Genomic DNA, 22,840 nt, shown 5'->3' with positions numbered 1-22,840 from the left:
TTACCAAGGTCCTTAGTGGACGAACCCGGCAACTGGGGGCCGAATCACCCTCCGGAGACGGGAAGGCCCCCTTCCCAGCAGGAGGAAGGGGGCCTTCACGTACTCCAGGGGTGGATCAGAGGGTCAGCGACCAGCTGTTGATCGTGCCGGTGTCGACCCGGTACACGTCCTGCACCTTCAGCTTCCAGGCGCCGTTCGCGGCCTCGGCCGAGGCGTTGACGGTGTACGTGGTGTTGATGTTGTCGGACGAGTCGTTGCTCGAACCCTTCAGGCGGTAGGAGCTGCCGTCCGGCGCGACCAGGTCGATGACCAGGTCACCGACGTAGGTGTGCGTGATGTTCACCGCGACCTTGGTGGTGCCCGAGGCGTTGCGGGCGCAGTTGGCGACGGTGACCGTGCTGGTCACCGCGGCACCGGCGTCGGGGATGGCGACGGGGGTGCTGTTGGTCTGCGTGCCACAGGGCGTCGGCTCGGGGCCGGGGCCACCGGTGCCGGTGTAGAGCAGCACGTTCGGCGAACCGGTGCCCGGGTTGGTCACCTTGTCCTTGGTGCCGTTGGCGACCAGGGCGTCACGGACCTGCTTCGGCGTGGCCGACGGGTTCGCGGAGGCGTAGAGGGCCGCCGCGCCGACGACGTGCGGGGTCGCCATCGAGGTACCGCTGATGGTGTTGGTGCCGTTGTTCAGCCACGTCGACGTGATGCCGCTGCCCGGCGCGAAGATGTCGAGGCAGGTGCCGACGTTGGAGAAGCTGGACCGAGCGTCGGTGTTCGTGGTCGAGCCGACCGTGATCGCTTCCGGCGTCCGGGCGGGCGACGTGTTGCAGGCGTTGGCACCGTTGTCGTTACCGGCCGCGAGACCGTAGGTGATTCCCGCCGCGATCGACCGCTGGACGGCCTGGTCGAGGGTGCTCGAAGCACCGCCGCCGAGGCTCATGTTCGCGACGGCCGGCTTGACGGCGTTCGCGGTCACCCAGTCGACACCGGCGATGACGCCGGCGGTCGTACCGGAACCGGAGCAGTTCAGCACGCGGACGGCGACGAGCTTGACGCCCTTGGCCAGACCGTGCGCGGTCCCGCCGATGGTGCCGGCGACGTGGGTGCCGTGGCCCTGGCAGTCCGTCGCGTCGTTGTCGTTGTCGACGGTGTCACGACCGTGGGTCGCGCGTCCGCCGAAGTCGGGGTGCGTGGTGAGGATGCCGGTGTCGATGACGTATGCGGTGACGTTCGACGCCGTGGTGCTGTAGCTGTACTTCTGGTCCAGCGGAAGGCTTTGCTGGTCGACCCGGTCCAGGCCCCACGACGGCGGGTTCAGCTGGTCCGCCGAGATCGAGACGGTCTGGTTCTGCTCCACGTAGGCCACCGCGGAGTCGGCGGCGACGCGCTTCGCCTGCTTTTCGGTCAGTGCGCCGGAAAAGCCGCGGACCGACGAGGCGAAGGTCTTCTCGACCGTGCCGCCGTGACGGCTCGTCAGGCTCTTCGCGGTGGCTTCGACCGACGAGCCGTCCTTCAGCACGACGATGTAGCTGTCCTTGATCGCCTTGTCGCTCCCGGCGTTGACGATCGAACCCTCCGCCGCCGACGCGACGGTGGTGCCGCCGAGCGCCGTGAGCGCGGCGACCGCCGCCGCCACACCGAAGACCGGCAGCCGTCTCTTCAAGGTTCCCAGGGAATTGTTCAAGATATTCCTCCCAGGCAGGGTCGACCCACGGGCGTGAAACGGCCCGCCGGATCTAGGGGATGACTCAGAGGTGAAGCGCGTTCCACTTAGGAGCGCAGGCTGAGACTAAGTCGCGTTTTCACCCCAAGGAAGACCTTGCATTACGGACATCTCGGGAGTAATGGGTGCGTCTCAAGTGCAGGTCGGGCACCGTTCAGCCCCCGCCTTTAGTCGCTTTTTGCGCCCGTACGGCCCACGAAGAATTGGGGATCCGCACACCTGGTGGTCGCTTTCCCGCCCACCGGGCGTTTCACCGGCATGGAAGTACACACGGATGGCCGCCTACGAAAGTCGCGACCTCGCCGCGCGGAAATCGATTTCCATCCTACCTTCGGATGGAGCATGCTCGTGCCCATGTTGCTCAGACAGGAGATCCCGGCCGACCGCGAGGCGATCCACGCCGTCCACCTGGCCGCGTTCGCGAAACTCAGTGTCCCGGTGGTCGAGGCGAAACTCGTCGACGAGCTGCGTGACGACGGCGACCTGATCACCGCACTGTCCATCGTGGCCGAACGCGACGGCGAAGTCGTCGGACATGTCTGTTGCAGCCCGGGATGGATCGGCGAGGACGGGAAGTCGGCCGTCGGTCTCGGCCCGCTCGGCGTGCTGCCGGAGTACCACGCCTCGGGTATCGGGTCGGCGCTCGTGCACGCGGTCCTCGGCGCGGCCGACGCGCTCGGGTACGGCGCTGTGGTCCTGCTCGGCGATCCGCGCTACTACTCCCGCTTCGGCTTCGTCCTCGCCGAACAGCACGGGATCACGCCGCCGGTCGCGGAATGGGCGCAGCATTTCCAGGTCCGCACCCTTCGCGCCCACGACCCCGGTCTCCAGGGCACTTTCCGCTACTCGCCCGCTTTCGATCGCCTCTGACCCTCCGCCCCTCTTGCCCCCTCGCGTTTCGTCCTCTGGATGCGGTACTTGCACGCGCAACCACCGCATCCAGAGGACGAAACGCGAGGGGTCAGGAGGGCGCGAGGAGGTTGTTCCGCCGCAGGAAGTCCTCGGCGACGTCGAGCGGGTTACGCTTCTCCTCGCTGAACTGGACGTTCAGTTCGGTCAGCTGATCGGTCGTGAGCGCCGCCGAGACCCGGTTCAGCGCGTCGACCTCCTTGGGCGACAACGTCCCCTTCGCGACGAGCGGCACGATGTTCTGCGCGGGGAACATGTTCTTGTCGTCCACCAGCGGCACGAACCCGTTCGCGGCGATCGTCGACGACGTGCTGAAGAGGTCGGCGACCTGGATGTCCCCGGACTTCAGCGCGGCGACCGTGACCGGACCGCCGGTGTCGGTCGTGCGGATCTCGGCGAACTCGCAACCGTAGAGGGTCTTGATCTTTTCCTTCCAGCGGCTGCTCCACTGGCCGGGGCCACCGAACACGAGGTCCCGGCAGCGCGGGCCGAGGTCGGAGAACGTCCGCACCCCGGAATCGGCGAGTTCCTTGCGCACCACCAGAAGATCCTTGTCCTCGGCGGGCGCCTGGTCGAGTACCTCGAATCCGGACGGCAGTTTCCGCTTCAACTGGGCGTAGACGTCCTGCGGCGTGGTCGCCTGTGTCTCCTTGTCGAAGTAGCGCAGCAGGTTCCCGCTGTAGTCCGGAACCACCGAAAGCGACTTGTCCTGCAGTGCCTTGACGACGACCTCGCGGCTGCCGACCGGCGGGCGCACGGTCACGTTCTCCGCACCCGCGTTCCGCAGCGCGCCGGCGTAGATCTGGGCCAGCAGAAGACTTTCCCCGACGTCGGACGCGCCGATGATGATGTCGCCGGTCGCGCCGCCCTCGGCGCCCCCGGCCAGCGGGTTACCACAACCCGATGCCAGCAAAGCGATTCCGGCGAACAGTGCCGCCACCGTCCGCCTCATACCTTCGCCTTCTTCCCGCTCGCGGCCTGCGCCAGCCGTACTCCCTTGGGTACCAGCGCGCGCTGGACGCCCGCCAGGACGAGATCCAGCGCGACGGCGAGCAACGTCGTCAGCACCGCGCCCGCGACCACCTGCGGATAGTCCAAAATGGCCAGTCCGTCCAGCAGGAACCGGCCGAGTCCGCCGAGTCCGACGTAGGCGGCGACAGCGGCCGTCGCCACCAGTTGCAGCATCGAGTTCCGCACGCCGCCGAGTACCAGCGGCAGCGAGATGGGCACCTCGACCTTCCACAACCGTTGCCAGCCGGTCATCCCGATGCCCTGCGCCGCGTCGACCACGCCGTGATCGGTCGCCTGCAGGCCCGCGTAGGTCCCCGCGAGGATCGGCGGGATGGCGAGCACCACGAGCCCGATGATCGTCGAGATCTCGCTTTCGGTGAAGAGCAGGAACAAGAAGGTCACCAGGCCGAGCGTCGGCAGCGCGCGGATCGCGTTGCCCCCGCTCACCAGGAGTACCGCGCCGCGGCCGGTGTGCCCGACGTACAGCCCGAGCGGGATCGCGATCAGCAGCGCGAAGCACAAGGCCAGCACCGTGTAGCCGAGATGCTGCAGCAGCCGGGTGAGGACACCGTCCGTACCCTGCCAATGGGCCGGATCGCCGAACCAGTTCAGCACGTCGCCGATCATTTCGCCCCCGCCGTGGTCGCCACCCGGTCCCAGGGTGTGAGGAGATCGCGCAGCCGCACCAGCACCAGATCGACGATCAGCGCGAGCAGCAGCGTCGCGACGATGCCGACGACGATCGGGGAGAAGTACTCGCGCTGGAAGCCGTCGGTGAACAGCACGCCGAGCCCGCCGGTGCCGATCAGCGCGCCGACGCTGACCAGGCTGATGTTGCTGACCGAGGCCACCCGGATCCCGGCGGCGAGCACCGGCACGGAAAGCGGCAGTTCGACGGTGAGGAACCGGCGCGCGGGTTTGTAGCCGACCGCGGTCGCCGCCGCGACCACATGCGGCGGGACGGCGTCGAGCGCGTCCAGCACCGGGCGTACCAGCAGGGCGGCGGTGTAGACGGTGAGCGCGACGATGACGTTGACGCTGTCGAGGATCTTCGAGCCGATGATGCCCGGGATCACCACGAACAACGCCAGCGACGGGATCGTGTACAGCAGGTTCGACACCACCAGCAGCACGGACCGCACCGCGGGGAACCGGTGGCCGAGCCAGCCGGCCAGTACCGCGATCAGCAGGCCGAGTACCAGCGGCACCAGCGAAAGGTAGACGTGGTCGAGCAGGTCACCGAAGAACTGCGCCCGGTTGTTGGCGCTGCCGAGATAGCGCCCGAGTTCCCCGAAGAAGTCGCCCATCAGGAACCCAGCGGCAGCGCTTCGATCACCTCGAGGACCTGCTTGGCTCTGACCACACCGAGGACCTTGTTGCCGGAATCGACGACGACGCCGAGGCTCGCGGGCGACGACAGCGCCGCGTCGAGCGCGCCGCGGACCGGGGCCCCCTGCACGTACAGCGATCCGCCGGCGACGAGGTCGCTCTCGGCCAGCTCACCGTCCACAGAGGACTGAGGGCGGAGCCAGCCGCGCGGCTGGCCCTCGGCGTTCACCGCGAGCAGCCACTCGTCGGACGGCCCCGGCGCCGGCTTGCCGACCTCGACCCGCTCGACCTCCTCGACGACGATGCCGTCCGCCGAGAGGAACGAGAGCCCGCGGTACCCGCGGTCCTTGCCCACGAACGACGCGACGAAGTCGTCGACGGGATGGCGCAGCACGTCCGACGGCGTGCCGTACTGGGCGAGCACACCGCCCACGCGGAGCACGGCGATCTTGTCGCCGAGCCGCACGGCCTCGTCGATGTCGTGGGTGACGAACACGATCGTCTTCCCCAGCTGCGACTGCAGGCGCAGCAGCTCGTCCTGCAGTTCTTCCCGCACGATCGGGTCGACGGCGGAGAACGGCTCGTCCATCAGCAGCACCGGGGAATCCGCCGCGAGCGCCCTGGCGACACCGACGCGCTGCTGCTGGCCGCCGGAAAGCTGCGCGGGGTAGCGCTTGCCGAGTTCCGTGGGCAGGCCGACGGTTTCGAGCAGCTCGGCCGCGCGTTTGCGCGCCTTGCCCTTGTCCCAGCCGGACAACAGCGGCACGGTGGCGATGTTGTCCAGGACGGTCCTATGTGGAAAGAGACCCGCGTGCTGGATGACGTAGCCGATGCCGCGGCGCAGCAGGGCCGGGTCGCCGTCGCTGACGTCCTTGCCGTCGAGCAGCACCGTGCCCGAGGTCGGCTCGACCATGCGGTTGATCATCCGGAGCGACGTGGTCTTGCCGCAGCCGGACGGTCCGACGAAGACGGTGATGGTGCCGTCCTCGACGGTGAGGTTCAGGTCGTCGACCGCGACCGTCCCGTCCGGATACCGCTTGGTCACGCCACGGAACTCGATAGTCACGTGTCTCTCCCCATGTCTGGTCGAAAAACCGTAGCCCAGATCGTGGGCGTTGGCACGGTGTCTCAGGGATCGGTTCGCCGTCCCGTGTCCTAGGCTGCGCGCTGTGAGTTCTCTCGTCGACGACGTCCTGGCGGCGCACGGTGTCCAGGTGCGACCGCTCCATCAGGTGATTTCCCTGCTCCGGACGGATTGGCGTGACCTCGGCGAACTCATCCGCGTCAGCGCCGCGCCACGCCGGAGTGTCGAAGACGTCCTGAACGCGCTCGGCGACGACCTCGAACGAGTCGAATCCCGCTTCCGGCTGGCCCCGGCCGCCCGCGAGAAGTACGCGCGCTTCGAGGCGCGGGACCGGAAAACCGACCCCGACCTGCTGAAGACCATCACCAGTTACGTCGAGAACGTGCCCGCTCCGATGGCCGCGCTCGACCACGTACAGGCGACGCCGGAGACCGTGCTGAACCGCGCGCTGTGGCTGGACGAGCGGTACGACCTCGGCACGGCGAAGCTGCTGTTCCTCGGCGACCACGACCTCACCTCCTTGGCCGTGCGCTCGCTGCGGCCCGACGCGGACCTCACCGTCGTCGACCTCGACGATCGCGTGCTGGCCTACATCGACGAACTCAGCGAGCGGTCGATCCGCACCCTCCACACGGATCTGCGGGTCGGCCTGCCACCCTCGGTCACCGGGCGGATGGATCTCGTGTTCAGTGATCCGCCTTACACTCCCGAAGGCATGGGCCTGTTCGCGGCACGCGGCGTCCAGGCGCTCGCCGAACCCTCGGACGGGCGACTGCTGCTCGCTTACGGTTACAGCCCCCGCCATCCCGCTCTGGGCGCACAGGTACAGCGGGCGCTCGCGACACTCGGGTTGACCTTCGAGGCGATCCTGCCGGATTTCAACCGGTACTTCGGGGCGCAGGCGATCGGGAGCGCGGCGGACCTCTACGTCTGCCAGCCGACCGCGAAGTCGAAGAAGAACCGCGGCGGCAAGGGGAAGGCCGCGATCTACACGCACGGCCCGCAGTCGGTGGAGTCCGCCGGGGCGGCCAAGCCGTCGCTGCTCGACAAGCTGCACGAGATCGCCACCGAAGGCGGGCTGGCGCTGGAATCGCGGCCGGTCGACTGGTCCGTCTCCGGGCCGGAGGGCGACGCGGTCGCGATGGACCTCTCGGCCGACCCCGGCCCGTGGCTCCTGCGGACCCTGCTGGGCACCAACGCGCGACGTCTGGCGCTGCTGGTCCCGAACTCGCATCCGGACCTGACCAACGCCGAGGCGCAGGGCGCGCTCAACCGGCTGGTCGGGGCGAAGTACCGGCTGCGGCTGCTGCGCAGCACCCCGGACAACCGGCACGCCGTCGTCGTCGCGGACGCCGTCGAACATCCGTCGGAACTGCTCACCCGGGCACACGCGCGGCTGGCGAACGTCTCGCTGGACGTCCCGTCGGATCTGACGGACGCGCGGCTGATCGACCTGCCGCGGCACCGGCTGACCGAACTGCTCGACTGAGTTCTGCTCGGCTGGGTTCCGCAACCCCCACACGCCATGAAAGGTCCTTTCCTTGCAAAATTTGCAAGGAAAGGACCTTTCATGGCATTTGAGAGGCTGTGAAAGTGCCCGTCACACCACGCCGTCGGCCTCGGCGGCCTTCGCGACCGCGGCGGCCACCTCGGGCGCGACCCGCGGGTCCAGCGGGCTCGGGACGATGCGGTCCGGACCCAGGTCGTCCTGCGCGACGGAGAAGATCGCCTCGGCCGCGGCCAGCTTCATGTTCTCGGTGATCGCCCGCGCACCGGAATCCAGCGCGCCGCGGAAGACGCCGGGGAACGCCAGCACGTTGTTGATCTGGTTCGGGAAGTCGCTGCGCCCGGTCGCCACGATCTTGGCGTACCGCGATGCCACGGCCGGGTGAACCTCGGGATCCGGGTTGGACAGTGCGAACACGATCGCGTCGTCGGACATCCCGGCCAGCAGCGTCTCGTCGATGGTCGCCCCGGACAGGCCGAGGAAGACGTCGGCGCCCTTCAGCGCCTCACCGAGTCCGCCGCGCAGACCGGCCGTGTTCGTGGTCTCGGCGAGCTTCCGCTTGATCGGGTTCAGCCCTTCGCGGCCCTCGTGGATGATCCCGCGCGAGTCGAGCACGGTGACGTCCGCGACGCCGGCGTTCTGCAGGATCCTGGCGCAGGCCACACCCGCCGCGCCCGCACCCGAGACGACCACGCGCTGACCGGAGATGTCCTTGCCGAGGACCTGGTTCGCCCCGCGCAGCGCGGCCAGCGTGACGATCGCCGTACCGTGCTGGTCGTCGTGCATGACCGGGCAGTCGAGGGCCTCCTTGAGCCGGTCTTCCAGCTCGAAGCAGCGCGGCGCCGAGATGTCCTCCAGGTTCACCGCGCCGTACGACGGGCGCAGCCGGACCAGGGTTTCGATGATCTCGTCGACGTCGGTGGTGTCGAGCACCAGCGGGATCGAGTCGAGCCCGCCGAAGGTCTTGAACAGGACCGACTTGCCTTCCATGACCGGCAGCGAGGCGCTCGCGCCGATGTCACCGAGACCGAGCACCGCCGTACCGTCGCTGACCACCACGACCAGCCTGTCCGCCCACGTGTACCGCTTCGCCTTGGCCGCGTCCTCGGCGATCGCCCGGCTCACCTTCGCCACCCCAGGCGTGTACGCGACCGAAAGGTCACGGGGCGAGGAGATCGGGCGTGTCGCGGCCACGGAGAGCTTGCCGCCCTCGTGTCCTTCGAAGATCTCGGTGTCGGTCACTGGCGTGGTCATCGTGGTTCCCGTCATTGCTTCCGCCGTGTCTAAGGACGGCGAAGTCTCGATTCGAGCGTAAGTCACTGCATTCTCCTGGGACTGCGAGCGGGGGAACTGGTAGATGGGCAGGCCGAAGGGCATGGCCCGGCCCACCTGGGGTAACTCGTCCTCCGACACGGCAGCCCAGCGCGGTAGCGCCGGCCTGTCGGCGAAGCGTCCAATCGGCCGTCGGTGCCGTGGGTGTGGCGACGGCCGCGGACGCGGCGGTCCGATCATTGTGACAGGACCACGGACCAGTGTGCCCCTCTGGTGCGGTTGATGTCACAAACGGGCCCGGCTTTCCGCAGCTCAGGAGTGGTTTCCCAAGACGTCCGTCCGGCTTGGGAAGGCGGTGCCTGCCCTCGTTAGCATTGACGTCATGCAAGCCAGGCGCCTCAGCATCCCCGAGTGCTTCGAATTCACCCCTCGGGTTTTCCCCGATCACCGCGGCCGGTTCGTGGCGCCTTTCCAGGAGGAGACGTTCACCAAGACGGTCGGGCATCGGCTTCGCCTGGCACAGACCAACACCAGCGTTTCCCGGCGCGGCGCCATCCGCGGCGTGCACTTCGCGGACACGCCTCCCGGGCAGGCGAAATACATCTACTGCGCACGCGGTTCGCTGCTCGATGTCGTCGTCGACCTCCGTGCCGGCTCGCCCACCTTCGGCGAATGGACGTCGGTGCTGCTCGACAGCACCGAGTACAAATCGGTCTACCTCGCCGAAGGCCTCGGCCACGCCTTCATGGCGCTGGAAGACGACACGGTGATGGTCTACCTCTGCTCCGAGCCGTACAACCCGGCGGCCGAGCACGGCATCAACCCGATGGACGCCGACCTCGCGCTGCCGTGGCCGCACGACATCGAACCCCTGCTGTCCGAAAAGGACACTGACGCGCCCAGCCTCAAAGAGGCCTTGGAGCAGGGAATTCTCCCGCGTTACGACGAGTGCGTCGCGTACTACGAGAAGCTGCGGGCCGAAGGCTAGGGCAGCACGTCCTCCCGCAGCACCCGGTCCACGTTCCGCTCCGCCAGCGCGGTGATCGTCACGAACGGGTTCACCCCGGTGCTGCCCGGGATCAGCGATCCGTCGGTCACGTAGAGGTTCCGGTAGCCCTTCACCCGGCCGTACAGGTCGGTGGCCTTGCCGAGGACCAGCCCGCCCAAGGGGTGATAGGTGAACCGGTTCTCGAACGACCTCGTATCCCCGAACAGATCACTCCGGTAGATCGTGCGGTTCGCCCGGTTGACCTTGTCGAACAACGACTTCGCCGCGTCGATCGACGGCCTGCCCTGCGAAGCGCGCCACTGGAGCCGCGCGGAGTCGCTGGCGGCGTCGTAGGTGAAGTGGCCGCGTTCGGGGTTCTTCGTGATCGCGAGGTACAGGCTCAGCCACGTCTCGATCCCGGCGGGCACCGGCGCGACCTCGGCGAAGACGGGGTTGACCGGGTCGTCCCACGCGTCGATGCCGAGCGCGGGCATCCCCGACTGCAGTGAGCCGCCGAGGTCCCACGCGTGGTTGGCGCGGCCCAGCATCACGTTGCCGTTGGTCCCCCAGCCGCGGCCGACCTCGTCGTTCAGTTCGGGCAGCGTCCCGGTTTCCCGCGCCCGCACGAGCAATTCCGTCGAACCGAGGCTGCCGGCACCGAGGAAGAGGTACTTCGCACCGAGCTGTTTCCTCGCCACGACCGTGCCGTTCTCCGACGTTTCGTGTACTGCCAGCACGTAGGTGCCGTCGGTCTGGCGCGTGATCCCGCGGACCTGGTGCAGCGTCTTGATGGTCACGTTCCCGGTGCCGAGCGCGGCCGCGAGATAGCTCTTGTCGAGGGAACGCTTGCCGTGGTTGTTGCCGTAGATGACCTCGGACGCGAGCGCCGACCGCGGCACCGTGCCCGCTTCTTCCTGTTTCAGGTACTCGAAGTCGTAGACACTGGGCACGAACACCGTTTTGAGTCCCGCTCGCGCCGCCGCCTTCCGGGAAACCCTCGCGTAGCGGTAGGAACGACAGGTTTCGAACCACCGCGGGTCGATGTTGTTCACCCCGAGCGCCCGGTTGGCCCGGGGAAAGTACGTCCCGTACATCTCGTCCGCGTCGACGGCGGGCAGGATCTCCTCGAAGTACGACCGCCTCGGCGTCACGGCCATCGCGCCGTTGACCAGCGAACCGCCGCCGACCCCTCGGCCGACGTAAACGGACATGTCGCCGTAGTCCACCCTGTCGAGGACACCGGGGTACCGGTCGATGTCGCGGTTGGCCAGGTCGAGCCAGAGGAAGGACGCGAGCGGGGCCTGCGTCCGGTTCTTGAACCACATGGCCCGCCGGTCGGGCTGGAGCATGTCGCAGAAGACCTTGCCGTCGGGGCCGGGTTTCGCCCACAGCTTGCCCATTTCGAGCATGACGGTGGGGATCCCGGCCTCGCCGAGGCGGAGCGCGGTGACGGCGGCGCCGTATCCGGTGCCGATGACGACGGCGGGCGAGAAGTTTTGTGCCGGCTGCCCGGCACGCGCGGTGGAAATCGTGGTCAGCCCGAGAGCGGCGGCGGAGTTGAGTGCGGTGAACCCGAGGAAAGTGCGGCGCGACAGTGGGGACATGGGCCGATGATCACCCGCCGCTTCCGGCCGCTTCAAGACCGAATCCGAAGAGGATTCGCGTCAGCTGGGTAAACACCGTTAATGTTCACTCGAACGTGGCGATTTCCGGGATCCCCCTGGGTACTTTCCCCGATGTGGCCGCAAGCGGCGCAGACCACTCTTTCCAGTCATGAGACGTCTTCTCGCAGCGACCGCGGCCGCACTGTCCGCCGCCGCCCTCTTCGCTTTCCCCGGCCTCGCCTCCGCGGCGCCGTCACCCTTGCCCGACTTCGACTTCTCCGCGTGCCCCGCCCCGCCCGCCAACGCCGATCCTGGCACCTGGCGCTGTGAAGTCTTTGTCTCCCAAGGAGTCCTGACCGTCGGCGACCGGGAGATCGCGCTCGGGGAGATGCGGCTGACGTTCTCCGAGGGCGAGGTGGACGGGAAGTACGCACAGGTCTTCGGCGAACTGCGCCACGCTCCCGCGAGGATCGATGGCGCTTTCGGCGCGAGCATGCAGCTGAAGTACGGCGGCTACTCGGACTTCCAGTCGAACGACGAACGCCGCGGCGAACTGGACCTGTACGCCGTTCTGCGACATCCCTTGCTGCCCAAGGGATGCACGCTCGGGACGTTCGACGCGCCGCTCCACTCGGTCGTCAAGGACGATCCCGCCGTGCCCTTCGAGGTGCTCTCGCAGAACCCGAAGACGGTGAAGTTCGGCGTCGTGGACACGCAACTCGCCCTGCCCCGCACGACCGGTTGCGGACGGCTGGCGCCGGTGGCCGACCGCCTGCTCGGCCTGCCGTCACCGAGCGGCGCGAACACCTTCAAGCAGACGACCTACGTGCAGTTCAAAACCCTCTGACCACCCGCATTTCGTCCTCTGAATGCGGCGCTGGGGTCGTGAGTGGTAAGTGTCGTTAGAACGACACTTACCACTCACGACGCAAGTCGGCGAGGTGTTCGGTGACGCGATCGAGGAACCTCCTCAGCGAGGTCAAAGTGACCACTTCGCCGGTCTCAAAGGAGACGCAGGGAGGCTTCTCGACATCAGGGTCATATGCCGTCACCGTGACCAGTGCGTCACCCGGCAAGACTGCGCCCGCCGAGGACGTTCCACCCCACGAAGACGGGGCTGGACGCGCCTCGCTCAGCTGATAGATCCAAGCCTCGTCGCTGTCCAGGCGGGTCGCCTGGACGCACAAGAGTTCGTCACCGTCCTCGAACACCTCGATCGCCATTCCGGAATCCTGGCATGCCGATCCGCGAAGGTGCTCACTTCTTCTTTGTCACCCAGATGGTGATGGTCGCGGTCACGACGACCTTCCCGTTCGTGTCGGTGATCGTCACCGGTACGGGAAGCTCGAAACCCTCGTCGCCGAATTCCGGCAACTCCGGCAGTTCGGCGACGGCCCGCAGGCCGGTCTCCGCCTTCGCGACGTAGGAGACCGTCATCCCCTTGGGCAGCCAGCGATGCGTCGTCGGGACGGTCGCCTCGGCGAGCATGCCCATGGCGATCTCGGCGAGGTTGCACGCCGCGATCGCGTGAAAGGTCTTGATGTGGTTGTAAACACCCCACCACTTCGGGGACGTCACCTCACACCGGCCGGGACGCAGTTCGCGCACCGACGGGAGCACCGTCCGGAAGTACGGCACACGCAGGCACATCGCCGCCGAGAACAGCTGTTTGCCGACCGGCTTGCCCGCCAGCCGGTTCCACATCGCGTAGGTCGGGTTCTGCGCCATCACGGTCTCCTCACCATGTTACTCGTCGGTAGCATAACCGGACCGCAGGCTATATTCGCAACGTGGCACATCGGCTCTTCCTCCTCCGGCACGGCCAGACCGAGTGGTCCGTCAACGGGCGGCACACCGGACGCACCGACATCCCGCTCACGACGGCGGGCGAGGGACAGGCCCGCGCGGCGGGCGGTTCCCTGCGCGCGGTGCTCGGCGGCTCCCCCGCGCTCGTCCTGTCCAGCCCCCGCACCCGCGCGCTCCGGACGGCCGAACTGGCCGGGCTGCGCGTCGACGAGGTCACCGAAGAGCTGGCCGAATGGGATTACGGCGACTACGAAGGCATCACCACCCCGGTGATCCGCGAGACCGTTCCCGGGTGGACGGTCTGGTCGCATCCGATCCCCGGCGGCGAAAGCGCGGAGGACGTCAACACCCGCGCGGACAAGCTGATCGACCGCGTCCGCGAACCTCTCGGCAAGGGCGACGTGATCCTGGTCGGCCACGGGCACTTCAGCCGTGTCCTGGTCGCGCGCTGGATCGGGCTGCCGTCGACGGCGGGCGTCCACTTCGGACTCGACCCGGCCGGCATCGCGGTACTCGGCGACGAACGCGGCGAACCGCAGATCGAACACCTCAACCTGCTCCCCACCACGGAGGATTAGTGTCCGACGAGCGCATCCGGCGCATCAAGGAAGAAGACGTCGACGCCGTCGTCCGGCTCGTCTACGACCTCGCCGAATTCGAACGCGCCCCCGACGAATGCCACCTCACCCCCGAGCAGCTGCGCACCGCGCTGTTCGGGGAGGCACCGGCACTGTTCGGTCACGTCGCCGAGGTCGACGGCGAAATCGTTGGTTACGCGCTCTGGTTCCTCAACTTCTCCACGTGGCGCGGGGTGCACGGCATCTATCTGGAGGACCTCTACGTCCGGCCCGAACAGCGCGGCTCCGGCCTCGGCAAGGCACTGCTGGCCACCCTCGCGGCGGTCTGCGTCGAGCGCGGTTACGCCCGTCTCGAATGGTCGGTGCTGAACTGGAACCCGGCGCAGGGGTTCTACAAGTCCCTCGGCGCGGTGCCGATGGACGAGTGGACCGTGGACCGGCTCACCGACGAGCCCTTGAAGGCGCTCGCGGCCCAGGTCTAGCCGTTTAGCGTCCGAGGTCTAGCGGCCGTCCTGTTCCTCGCGCTCACGCCGCGCCGCACGACCCGCGGCACCGTCGCGTTCGGCGGCCTCTTCCTCGGTCTCGCCTTCGCGCAGCCCGAGCGCCCAGGCGCGCGACGGGCGGCGGAACAGCAGCACGATGACGCCGACGCCGATCAGGCCCAGCGGCACGCCCCACAGCGGCTGCCCGGAGGGGCCCGCGCCGTACCAGCCGACGCCGACCAGGATCAGCGCGACGACCACCCCTGGCGACCTCGCCCAGGTCTTCCCCAGCACCAGGCCGGCCGCGCAGGCCAGCGTCCCGGCGGCGAGGACGAGGTAATAGGCGACCTCGGCCACCAGGTTCTCCGGTCCGGCCTGGCCGTTGACCAGGAGCAGGACCGCGAACACGATCAGGGCGAGTCCCGGCAGCGCGGTGATGATCCCGGCGAGGCGGACTTCGCGGGGCGCGGGCGAGAGCTTGTCGGCGATGGACACGGCGAAACAGCCTTCCAGGCTTCCGGACACGGAGATCCACCAGGGCGGGTCACCGTACGTGAGCACATTCGATCGTATGCCACCCGGACGGCCGGTTTCCCCTGACCGCCGGGTGGGAAGAATTGGAGACGTCGTCGATGAGCGGGCGGTCGGCCCGGGTGCACTTGTCACGACGCGCTGTCATCCCCGGCAGTGAGGAGGGACGCCCGCCACAGGGTCACCAGGTGCAGCTTCGAGGACGCACGTGCCGTTGAGCTTCGCGTCACCTGACGCTCCCCTCTTCGGGCCGAAGTCACTTACCCTGCGGTAGTGCGTGCCATCCTCGTCGTGAACCCCCAGGCCACCTCGACCACCGCGGGTGGCCGTGACGTGCTGGCGCACGCGCTGGCCAGCCAGGTGAAGCTCGACGTCGTGGAGACCGACTACCGCGGCCACGCGATGGCCGTGGCGCGCTCCGCCGCCCGCGACGGGATCGACCTGGTGGTCGCCCACGGCGGCGACGGCACGGTCAACGAGGTCGTCAACGGTCTGCTCGCGGACTCCGACGGCGATCCGGCCGAAATCGGCGAAGTCCCCATGCTCGGGGTCGTGCCGGGAGGCTCGGCGAACGTCTTCGCCCGCGCGCTGGGGATCGCGCACGATCCGGTGGAAGCGACCCACCAGCTCCTCAACGCCATCGAGAACGACCGGAGCCGCGCGGTCGGCCTCGGACTCGCCGACGGCCATTGGTTCACCTTCAACGCCGGCCTGGGCTGGGACGCCGACGTCGTCGGCCGCGTGGCCAAGCGACGCGGCAAGCAGACCACCGCGGGGCTCTATCTCCGGGCCGCCGTGGCGTCGCATCTGCGGCCCCCGCTCGGCAGGCCACCCCTCACCGTGCGGATCCCGGGTGAAGAGCCCACCGAAGTGCTGACCGCTTTCGTGTCCAACACCGATCCATGGAGTTACCTGGGTGACCGTCCCGTTCACCTGAACCCGGGCAGCTCGTTCGACACCGGATTGGGCCTTTTCGCGTTGAGCGGTCTGGGATTGCCCACCGTGTTCAAGCATGTACGGCAGGCATTGCTCACGAAGAGCAACCAACGCGGACGACGTCTCCTTCGTCACGATGACCTGCCGATGATCCGCATCGACGCTGCTGAACCGGTAAACTTCCAGGTGGACGGCGACCTCGTCGGCCAGCGGACGAGGGTGGAGTTCTTCAGCGTCCCGGGAGCACTGACAGTAACCGTCTGACGACCGGACCGCTGATCGCCTGCGGCAAAGTACGACCTGCCGCTCATCGACGCAGAACCTCCGCTCACCGCATCGGCCTTCCCTTCGGGAGACCGTTTCGGAACGAAACCGCAGGTCAGGAGCGTCGCTCGGCCGGGTGAGCTGACTCACCGATCTTCAGAAAACCCTTGTCGAAACGGGTGCTTCGTGAAAGCATTCACAAGCACCCAAAAAAACGACCGCCATGACGACTATGGCGCGGAGTACCGCGCCGTTATGAAGGAGCTCAGAAACATGGACTGGCGCCATGACGCGGCCTGCCGAGACGAGGACCCCGAGCTGTTCTTCCCCGTGGGAACCAGTGGTCCGGCTCTGTCGCAGGTAACGCAGGCGAAGGCCGTGTGCCACCGCTGCACCGTCGCATCCGACTGCTTGGCCTGGGCATTGGCCAGCGGGCAGGACGCAGGCGTCTGGGGCGGGATGAGCGAGGACGAGCGACGGGCCCTGAAGCGCCGTCGTACGCACATCGGCACGCGTACCTCCGCCTGAGTCTTTCGAGACTCAGCACTCTTCATCTCAGCATCACAGCGCAGAACTCAAAGTAGCGACAACACCCCAAGCTTCGGGAAATCCCGCGGCGCAGTGGCTGCATGGCCCTGCGTTGCGAGGTGACACGTACCCGACTTGAGCTTAACAAGCGAGGCCGACACGCCCCCACGGGGGTGTGGCTTCACTGGACTTTCACGAAGTCCTCCCGCGGAACCGTTGCAGGGCCGGCGCCACTTCTCTTCGGGCGCCGGCCCTTAAACGTGTCCGGGTGGGACAGTCCACTGAGGATGATCAAAGAGGACTGTCCACTACGGCCGGTTCAGAGCCTGCGCGAAAGCGGGATCCGCAAGGCGGCCTCGGTGCCCGCCCGGCGGCCGCCCGATTCCTCGGATTCCCCGCGTAGTCCGCGCAGGGACAGCGAACCGCGCAGTTCCGACTCCACCAGCGTCCGCACGATCTGCAGCCCGAGGCCGTCGCTGCGTTCGAGGGAAAATCCCGAAGGCAGTCCGCGCCCGTTGTCCCGGATGACGACGTCGAGCCAGCGGGCCGACCGTTCCACCACGAGTTCGACCTTGCCGGGCCGTCCGCCGGGGAACGCGTGCTCGATGGCGTTCTGGACCAGCTCGGCCAGCACCATCACCAAGGGCGTCGCGATCTCGGCGACGACAACGCCGAACGAACCGGTGCGCGAAAGCCCGACCTGGGATTCGGCCGTCGCGACCTCGCCGACCATCGGCAGGACGTTGTCGAGCAGCTTGTCGAGATCGACCCGCTCGTCCACGGAGATGGACAGCGCCTCGTGCACCATCGCGATCGACGAGACCCGGCGCACGGACTCGCCGAGCGCCAGCCGTGCCTCCTCGCTGGAGGTCCGGCGCGACTGGAGCCGCAGCAGCGCGGCCACGGTCTGCAGGTTGTTCTTCACCCGGTGGTGGATCTCGCGGATGGTCGCGTCCTTCGACAGGAGGGCGCGGTCGCGGCGCTTCACCTCGGTGACGTCGCGCACCAGCACCAGCGCGCCGGCGGCCTGCCCGGCCGGGCGCAGCGGCAGCGCACGGAACAGCACGACGGCGCCGCGGCGTGAATCCGCCTCCGTACGGCTGCTGGGCTTGCCGTCGAGCGCCTCGATGATCCGGTGCGAGACCTCGGTCGCGTCGAACGGGTCGCGGATGAGGGACCTGGTCAACGGCGCCAGCCGCTGCCCGACGAGGTCGGATTCGTGCCCCATCCGGTGATAGGCCGACAACCCGTTCGGGCTGGCGAAGACCACGGTGCCGGTCGGGTCGAGGCGGATCAGGCCGTCGCCGACCCGCGGGCTGGTGTGCGTGTCCGTCTGGTTCCCCGGGCTGGGGAAGGTGCCGTCGACGATCATCTGGCACAGGTCGCCCGCACTGCCGAGGTAGGCGATCTCGAGCGGGCTCGGCACCCGGGAGGCCGCCAGGTTGGTCTCGCGGCTGAGGACGGCGATCACCGTGCCGCCGAACACCACCGGGATGGCCTCGCGGCGCATCGGCAGGTCGCGGTACCAGTGCGGGTCTTCTTCACGGCAGATCCGCACCTCGCGGCTCGCCTTGGCCAGCTGCGGATGCTCGTCCACGGTGAACCGGGAGCCGACGACGTCCTCCGGATGGGCCGTGGGCGCCGTCGTAGGGCGTGCGTGCGCGACACAGACGTAGTCGCCGCCGTCGGGCTGGAGCTCTTCGGAGACGGCGACCCAGAGCAGGAAGTCGGCGAAGGAAAGGTCGGCCAGCAGCTGCCATTCGGCGACCACGGTCTGGAGATGATCCGCGGCTTCGCCGGACAGACCGGTGTTCTCGGCGAGCAGATCGGAAAGGGTGGACACGTCCCCATCCAAGCAGGGTGAGGGCCGCATGACACACTGAAGAGGTTGACCCTGGCCCAGCGGTGTCGTATCACCCCGCGAGGGCCACTTGGACAAGGAGTGGAACATGTCGAAGCGCGCCCGCAAGCGTCGCGACCGTAAGAAGAACGGCGCGAACCACGGCAAGAAGCCCAACGCCTGATCATCGATCAGACGGCGAAGGCCCCCGCACCGATCCGGTACGGGGGCCTTCGCGTGTCCGAGGCGCTTATTCGAAGGTCTGCTCGATCTTGAGCTCGGTGCGCTCGATGGTGATCGCGCCCTTGCTCTGCACGGTCTGGCGGATCGAGGCCCGCAGCCGGGACTTCAGGTCGTCCGGCGCGTGGTCACCGCCGCACTTCCTGGCGAGCAGCTGCTTGATGTGCTCGTCGATGCCGTATTCCTCGAGGCACGGCGGGCAGTCCTCGATGTGCTTGCGCAGGGCCGCGTCGCGCTCGGCACTGCACTCCTTGTCGAGCAGCAGGTAGATGTCGGCGAGGGCTTCCTCGCATTTGACCTTGTCGTCCGCGCCGCTGCAGTAGTCGTCGGTCATCGCCCCGCCACCTCCTGCTGTTTGCCGGCGCGGATGAAGCCCCGCTCGCGGGCGACATCGGCGAGCAGGTCACGGAGCTGGGCGCGGCCGCGGTGCAGCCGGGACATCACGGTGCCGATGGGCGTGTCCATGATCTCGGCGATCTCCTTGTACGCGAAACCTTCGACATCGGCGAGGTAGACCGCGAGGCGGAACTCCTCGGGCAGCTTCTGCAGCGCTTCCTTGACGTCGGCGTCAGGCAGGTTGTCCATCGCCTCGACCTCGGCCGAGCGCAGCCCGCTGGAGGTGTGGCTCTCCGCCTTGGCGATCTGCCAGTCGGTGATCTCCTCGGTGGGCTGCTGCACCGGCTGGCGCTGACGCTTGCGATAGCCGTTGATGTAGGTGTTCGTGAGGATGCGGTACATCCACGCTTTGAGGTTCGTACCCGCCTTGAAGGAGGCGAAGGCCGCGTACGCCTTCAGATACGTCTCCTGGACGAGATCCTCGGCGTCGGCGGGATTCCGGGTCATCCGCATGGCGGCCGAGTACAACTGATCGAGCAGGGGCATCGCGTCCCGCTCGAAGCGCTCGGCCCGCGCGGCCACCTCTTCGGCGTCCGTGCCCGTTTCCGGCGCGGGATTCTGCGTGCTCGGCAAACCGTTCCCTTCCCGATCGGCGTCGATGCGCTTGTGCGCATGAGACGTCGTCGAGTTTACGCGCGGGCGGATCACCTGGCCGCCCGGCGTGCGCGGGATCAGGATTCGGGGAGCTTCGAGTGTGGTGGACACGTGCCTTTCAACAGTGCGGCCCGGCCGGGCATTCCCGGGCACGCTCGTAGACTCCGCCCATGGCAGGCAAGGGAACCCCGGCGACGGCGCTGCTGGCGAAGCAGAAGGTGCCGCATGTGCTGCACGCTTACGAGCACGATCCGCGCGCCGAGTCGTACGGCCTCGAAGCGGTCGAGGCGCTGGGGCTGGAGCCCGCGCGCGTGTTCAAGACACTGGTCGCCGAGGTCGACGGGAAACTGACCGTCGGTGTGGTCCCGGTCACCGGTCAGCTGGATCTGAAGGCGCTGGCGGCGGCCGCGGGCGGGAAGAAGGCGAAGATGGCCGACCCCGCGGCCGCGCAGCGCGCGACGGGGTACGTGCTCGGCGGGATCTCCCCGCTCGGACACCGGAGCCGGCTCCCGGTGGTGATCGACGCCTCGGCGGAGAAGTTCGAGACGGTGCACTGCTCGGCCGGGCGCCGCGGCCTGGAGGTCGAACTCGCACCCGCCGACCTGGTGCGGCTCACCGGTGCCGTCCTGGCCCCCATCGCCGCCTGACTCCCCTCCCCGCCGGACCCCTCGCATTTCGTCCTCTGGATGCGGTAGTTGCCATACGCAAGTACCGCATCCAGAGGACGAAATGCGTCAGGTGAGGGGGCGCAGCACTCGCTCGAGCCATTCGGCGGCCGCGCGAGACACGCCTTCGAGGTCGGCGCTGAGGTTGTGGTCGCCCTTGAGCACCACGATCTCGTGATGCGGACCGCCCTTGGGCAGGCCGAAGGGGTCACGCTCGCCCTGGACGACCAGCGTCGGCACCTCGACGGCGTCCAACTCGGCCTGTCGGGTCTTCTCCGGCTTCCCCGGGGGATGCTCGGGGAAGGCCAGGCAGAGCACCGCCACCGCCTGTCCCGCCGCGGCCGTCCGGCAGGCGACGCGAGCGCCGGAGGACCGGCCGCCGAACACGATCGGGAGATCGTCGAACCGCGCGGAGATCTCGTCGGCCACGGTGAGCCAGGCGGTGTCGAGCTGCGTGGCCGGAGCGGGTGCGCGACGGCCCGCGACCCGGTACGGCTGCTCGACGAGCGCGACGTGCACCCCGGCCGCCTGCGCCGCCCGCGTGACCGCGACCAGATCCTTCGCGCCGATGCCGCCGCCCGCGCCGTGACCGAGCATCAGCACGGCGATGCCCTCCTCGGCGCAGTGCAGCTCGGCCCGCGCGGGGCCGTAAGCGGTGTCGATCTCCAGTTTCGTCATGGGTTCGGCAGCTCGAAGAGCGCGCTGTCGGCGGCGGGTTCGACGCGGTCCAGCAGCTCCGGGCCGTTGTTGCGGACGTTGTTGACCAGGCTGGACACCGGCCGCAGCTCGATCGTGTCGACCAGTTCCGCCGGGGGCGGGACGAGCAGGTCTGTGACGTCCGGCAGGTCGGGGTCGAGCCAGGTGTCCCACTTCTCGCGCGGCATCAGCAGCGGCATGCGGTGGTGGATGTCGGCGAGCCTGCCGACCGAGTCCGTGGTGATCACCGAAAAGGTGATCAGCGGGTCGGCGTCCTTGTCGTCCTTCGGCCGCCAGCTTTCCCAGATGCCGGCGAAGGCGAGCGAAGCGTCGTCGGGGCCTGTCATGAAGAAGGGCTGCTTCTCCTTGCCGTCACGGCGCCACTCGTACCAGCCGTCGGCCGGGACGAGGCAGCGCCGGGCGGACACCGCCTTCTTGAAGGACGGCTTCTCCTTCGCGGTCTCGGCGCGCGTGTTGATCATCTTCGAGCCGATGCCCGGGTCCTTCGCCCAGAACGGGACCAGGCCCCACCGCATCATCCTCAGCGACCGGACGGCCGGTTCGTCCTCGAGCACCGCGCCGTCGGCGTCCCGCGGATGCCGCTGCACCACGGTGACGACGTCCTTGGTCGGCGCCACGTTGTGATCGGTCCGGATCCGGCCTTCGGTCAGGTCCACCGCGGCGAACTCGTCGATCAGCGCGGCGGGGTCCTTCGTGGCGGCATAGCGCCCGCACATGCGAAAACCTCCTCGTCGAAGAGCCATCGTTACACGCTCGCCAGAGGTTGGCGAGCGGCATGGGATCATTCTTCCGCGGTGTTCGAAGAGCAGGAGGCGGTTTGTCGGGCAAGGACTGGCGCAGACTGGACGAATCCGATGTGCGGATCCGTCCCGGCAAGGGCACCAGACCGCGCAGCAAACGCCGCCCCGAGCACGCCGACGCCTCCACCGCGATGGTCATCGGGAAGGACCGGGGGCGCTGGACCTGCGCCATCGACGCGGATCCGGACCGGGTCGTCACCGCGATGCGGGCGCGCGAGATGGGCCGGGTCTCGGTCGTCGTCGGCGACACCGTCGGCATCGTCGGCGACGTGAGCGGCAAACCGGACACCCTCGCCCGCATCATCCGGGTGGACGAACGCTCCAGCGTGCTCCGCCGGACGGCGGACGACACCGACCCCTTCGAACGGGTGGTCGTCGCCAACGCCGCGCAGTTGCTGATCGTGACCGCGCTGGCCGACCCCCCGCCGCGCACCGGGTTCATCGACCGCTGCCTCGTCGCCTGCTACGCGGGCGGGCTCGAACCGGTCCTGTGCCTGACGAAGGCCGACCTCGCCAGCCCGGACGAACTCCTCGCCGGGTACGCGGGCCTCGACATCCCGGCCGTGGTCACCCGGCACGACGAGCATCCGGACGAGCTGACCGAGCGGCTCAAGGGCCGGGTCACCGCGCTGGTCGGGCATTCCGGGGTCGGGAAGTCCACTTTGGTCAACCGGCTGGTGCCGGACGCCGGACTGGCGACCGGCGTGGTCAGCGCGGTCGGCAAGGGCAGGCACACGTCCGTCGCCGCGGTCGCGCTCGCCCTGCCCGGCGGCGGCTGGGTGGTCGACACCCCCGGCGTCCGCTCGTTCGGGCTCGCGCACGTGACCGCCGACGACATCGTGCTCGCGTTCGAGGAATTCGCTGAGGCGGCCGAGGAATGCCCCTCCGGCTGCGGTCACCTCGGGCCGCCGTCGGATCCGGACTGCGCCCTCGACGACGTGGTCACCGAGGGTCACGCTAGCCCGGAGCGACTGGTCTCTCTGCGCCGCCTTTTGGGCTCCCGAGCAGGTCACGAAGACGATCGGTAACTAATTTCGGCGAG

General features: G+C 68.3%; 26 protein-coding genes. 11 read left to right on the top strand and 15 right to left on the bottom strand.

Features of this window, described 5'->3' with window-relative positions:
* Positions 1-115: 115 nt before the first annotated feature.
* Positions 116-1,678 (bottom strand): S8 family peptidase, encoded by a 1,563-nt coding sequence (locus L324_RS12750; protein WP_051173871.1) that lies wholly within the window; start codon positions 1,676-1,678, stop codon positions 116-118.
* A 393-nt stretch (positions 1,679-2,071) separates the two neighbouring features.
* Here L324_RS12750 and L324_RS12745 point away from each other — a divergent pair, with 393 nt between their 5' ends.
* Complete coding sequence (locus L324_RS12745; RefSeq protein WP_037306847.1) at positions 2,072-2,587, top strand: GNAT family N-acetyltransferase; 516 nt, start codon at positions 2,072-2,074, stop codon at positions 2,585-2,587.
* A gap of 91 nt (positions 2,588-2,678) precedes the next feature.
* Here L324_RS12745 and L324_RS12740 read toward each other — a convergent pair whose 3' ends face one another.
* From L324_RS12740 to L324_RS12725, 4 genes are read right to left on the bottom strand one after another with little or no spacing between them, the layout of a single operon-like run.
* The gene (locus L324_RS12740) at positions 2,679-3,578 is read right to left on the bottom strand and encodes an ABC transporter substrate-binding protein (protein ID WP_037306646.1); all 900 of its coding nucleotides are present in this window, start codon (positions 3,576-3,578) and stop codon (positions 2,679-2,681) included.
* Positions 3,575-4,264, bottom strand: a complete 690-nt coding sequence (locus L324_RS12735) for an ABC transporter permease (protein ID WP_037306644.1) — start codon at positions 4,262-4,264, stop codon at positions 3,575-3,577. Before L324_RS12735 ends, L324_RS12740 begins: the two co-directional genes overlap by 4 nt.
* On the bottom strand, positions 4,261-4,944 hold the full coding sequence (locus tag L324_RS12730) for an ABC transporter permease (protein ID WP_037306642.1): 684 nt from the start codon (positions 4,942-4,944) through the stop codon (positions 4,261-4,263). The genes L324_RS12735 and L324_RS12730 overlap by 4 nt, the downstream gene beginning before the upstream one ends.
* Complete coding sequence (locus L324_RS12725) at positions 4,944-6,032, bottom strand: ABC transporter ATP-binding protein (RefSeq protein WP_037306639.1); 1,089 nt, start codon at positions 6,030-6,032, stop codon at positions 4,944-4,946. Before L324_RS12725 ends, L324_RS12730 begins: the two co-directional genes overlap by 1 nt.
* Positions 6,033-6,135: 103 nt before the next feature.
* Here L324_RS12725 and L324_RS12720 point away from each other — a divergent pair, with 103 nt between their 5' ends.
* Complete coding sequence (locus tag L324_RS12720; RefSeq protein ID WP_037306637.1) at positions 6,136-7,539, top strand: bis-aminopropyl spermidine synthase family protein; 1,404 nt, start codon at positions 6,136-6,138, stop codon at positions 7,537-7,539.
* A gap of 111 nt (positions 7,540-7,650) precedes the next feature.
* Here L324_RS12720 and L324_RS12715 read toward each other — a convergent pair whose 3' ends face one another.
* On the bottom strand, positions 7,651-8,826 hold the full coding sequence (locus tag L324_RS12715) for an NAD(P)-dependent malic enzyme (protein WP_037306635.1): 1,176 nt from the start codon (positions 8,824-8,826) through the stop codon (positions 7,651-7,653).
* Positions 8,827-9,211: 385 nt separating this feature from the next.
* Here L324_RS12715 and L324_RS12710 point away from each other — a divergent pair, with 385 nt between their 5' ends.
* On the top strand, positions 9,212-9,817 hold the full coding sequence (locus L324_RS12710) for a dTDP-4-dehydrorhamnose 3,5-epimerase family protein (protein ID WP_037306633.1): 606 nt from the start codon (positions 9,212-9,214) through the stop codon (positions 9,815-9,817).
* Here L324_RS12710 and L324_RS12705 read toward each other — a convergent pair.
* The gene (locus tag L324_RS12705) at positions 9,814-11,421 is read right to left on the bottom strand and encodes a GMC oxidoreductase (RefSeq protein WP_037306631.1); all 1,608 of its coding nucleotides are present in this window, start codon (positions 11,419-11,421) and stop codon (positions 9,814-9,816) included. The two genes, L324_RS12710 and L324_RS12705, sit on opposite strands and share 4 nt — an antisense overlap.
* A gap of 169 nt (positions 11,422-11,590) precedes the next feature.
* Here L324_RS12705 and L324_RS12700 point away from each other — a divergent pair, with 169 nt between their 5' ends.
* Positions 11,591-12,268, top strand: a complete 678-nt coding sequence (locus L324_RS12700; protein ID WP_037306629.1) for a hypothetical protein — start codon at positions 11,591-11,593, stop codon at positions 12,266-12,268.
* A gap of 67 nt (positions 12,269-12,335) precedes the next feature.
* Here L324_RS12700 and L324_RS12695 read toward each other — a convergent pair whose 3' ends face one another.
* Entirely contained in the window at positions 12,336-12,644 is a 309-nt protein-coding gene (locus L324_RS12695) for a hypothetical protein (protein ID WP_037306627.1), read from the bottom strand.
* 34 nt (positions 12,645-12,678) lie between these two features.
* The gene (locus tag L324_RS12690) at positions 12,679-13,149 is read right to left on the bottom strand and encodes a hotdog fold domain-containing protein (RefSeq protein ID WP_037306625.1); all 471 of its coding nucleotides are present in this window, start codon (positions 13,147-13,149) and stop codon (positions 12,679-12,681) included.
* Between the two features lie 62 nt (positions 13,150-13,211).
* On the opposite strand from L324_RS12690, the gene L324_RS12685 reads away from it, so the two are divergent.
* Together L324_RS12685 and L324_RS12680 are read left to right on the top strand one after the other, a co-directional pair.
* A complete protein-coding gene (locus L324_RS12685; protein WP_037306624.1) occupies positions 13,212-13,805 on the top strand; it encodes an acid phosphatase in 594 nt (197 codons plus the stop codon).
* On the top strand, positions 13,805-14,287 hold the full coding sequence (locus tag L324_RS12680) for a GNAT family N-acetyltransferase (protein ID WP_037306622.1): 483 nt from the start codon (positions 13,805-13,807) through the stop codon (positions 14,285-14,287). Before L324_RS12685 ends, L324_RS12680 begins: the two co-directional genes overlap by 1 nt.
* Before the next feature lie 18 nt (positions 14,288-14,305).
* On the opposite strand, the gene L324_RS12675 is transcribed toward L324_RS12680, so the two are convergent.
* Positions 14,306-14,812 (bottom strand): hypothetical protein, encoded by a 507-nt coding sequence (locus L324_RS12675; RefSeq protein WP_235783506.1) that lies wholly within the window; start codon positions 14,810-14,812, stop codon positions 14,306-14,308.
* Between the two features lie 279 nt (positions 14,813-15,091).
* Here L324_RS12675 and L324_RS12670 point away from each other — a divergent pair, with 279 nt between their 5' ends.
* Both L324_RS12670 and L324_RS12665 read left to right on the top strand, forming a co-directional pair.
* Positions 15,092-16,018: a diacylglycerol/lipid kinase family protein gene (locus L324_RS12670; protein ID WP_037306620.1), complete on the top strand. Its 927-nt coding sequence runs from the start codon at positions 15,092-15,094 to the stop codon at positions 16,016-16,018.
* A 273-nt stretch (positions 16,019-16,291) separates the two neighbouring features.
* Positions 16,292-16,546, top strand: a complete 255-nt coding sequence (locus L324_RS12665) for a WhiB family transcriptional regulator (protein WP_037306843.1) — start codon at positions 16,292-16,294, stop codon at positions 16,544-16,546.
* Between the two features lie 319 nt (positions 16,547-16,865).
* Here the strand turns inward: L324_RS12665 and L324_RS12660 are convergent, their stop codons facing one another.
* Positions 16,866-18,389: a sensor histidine kinase gene (locus L324_RS12660; RefSeq protein ID WP_037306619.1), complete on the bottom strand. Its 1,524-nt coding sequence runs from the start codon at positions 18,387-18,389 to the stop codon at positions 16,866-16,868.
* Between the two features lie 106 nt (positions 18,390-18,495).
* Here L324_RS12660 and L324_RS44275 point away from each other — a divergent pair, with 106 nt between their 5' ends.
* Positions 18,496-18,570, top strand: a complete 75-nt coding sequence (locus L324_RS44275; protein ID WP_098515123.1) for a 50S ribosomal protein bL37 — start codon at positions 18,496-18,498, stop codon at positions 18,568-18,570.
* Between the two features lie 66 nt (positions 18,571-18,636).
* On the opposite strand, the gene rsrA is transcribed toward L324_RS44275, so the two are convergent.
* Positions 18,637-18,960 carry a mycothiol system anti-sigma-R factor gene (gene rsrA, locus L324_RS12655; RefSeq protein WP_037306616.1) on the bottom strand — a complete coding sequence of 108 codons (324 nt, stop codon included), beginning with the start codon at positions 18,958-18,960 and terminating at the stop codon, positions 18,637-18,639.
* Positions 18,957-19,595, bottom strand: coding sequence for a sigma-70 family RNA polymerase sigma factor (locus L324_RS12650; protein WP_037306842.1), 639 nt, complete (start codon positions 19,593-19,595; stop codon positions 18,957-18,959). The genes rsrA and L324_RS12650 overlap by 4 nt, the downstream gene beginning before the upstream one ends.
* A gap of 191 nt (positions 19,596-19,786) precedes the next feature.
* Between L324_RS12650 and ybaK the strand changes: the two genes are divergently transcribed.
* Complete coding sequence (gene ybaK / locus L324_RS12645; RefSeq protein WP_037306614.1) at positions 19,787-20,263, top strand: Cys-tRNA(Pro) deacylase; 477 nt, start codon at positions 19,787-19,789, stop codon at positions 20,261-20,263.
* Positions 20,264-20,350: 87 nt separating this feature from the next.
* Here ybaK and L324_RS12640 read toward each other — a convergent pair whose 3' ends face one another.
* On the bottom strand, positions 20,351-20,959 hold the full coding sequence (locus L324_RS12640) for an alpha/beta hydrolase family protein (protein ID WP_037306612.1): 609 nt from the start codon (positions 20,957-20,959) through the stop codon (positions 20,351-20,353).
* Positions 20,956-21,714 carry an SOS response-associated peptidase gene (locus tag L324_RS12635; protein ID WP_037306610.1) on the bottom strand — a complete coding sequence of 253 codons (759 nt, stop codon included), beginning with the start codon at positions 21,712-21,714 and terminating at the stop codon, positions 20,956-20,958. Before L324_RS12635 ends, L324_RS12640 begins: the two co-directional genes overlap by 4 nt.
* A gap of 101 nt (positions 21,715-21,815) precedes the next feature.
* Between L324_RS12635 and rsgA the strand changes: the two genes are divergently transcribed.
* Positions 21,816-22,826, top strand: a complete 1,011-nt coding sequence (rsgA, locus tag L324_RS12630; protein WP_037306609.1) for a ribosome small subunit-dependent GTPase A — start codon at positions 21,816-21,818, stop codon at positions 22,824-22,826.
* Positions 22,827-22,840: the final 14 nt, after the last annotated feature.

The organism is Amycolatopsis orientalis DSM 40040 = KCTC 9412, from assembly GCF_000478275.1.
Lineage (GTDB): Bacteria > Actinomycetota > Actinomycetes > Mycobacteriales > Pseudonocardiaceae > Amycolatopsis > Amycolatopsis orientalis.
Note: the sequence above shows the minus strand (reverse complement) of the source record. Positions and strands in the feature narration are given on the sequence as shown.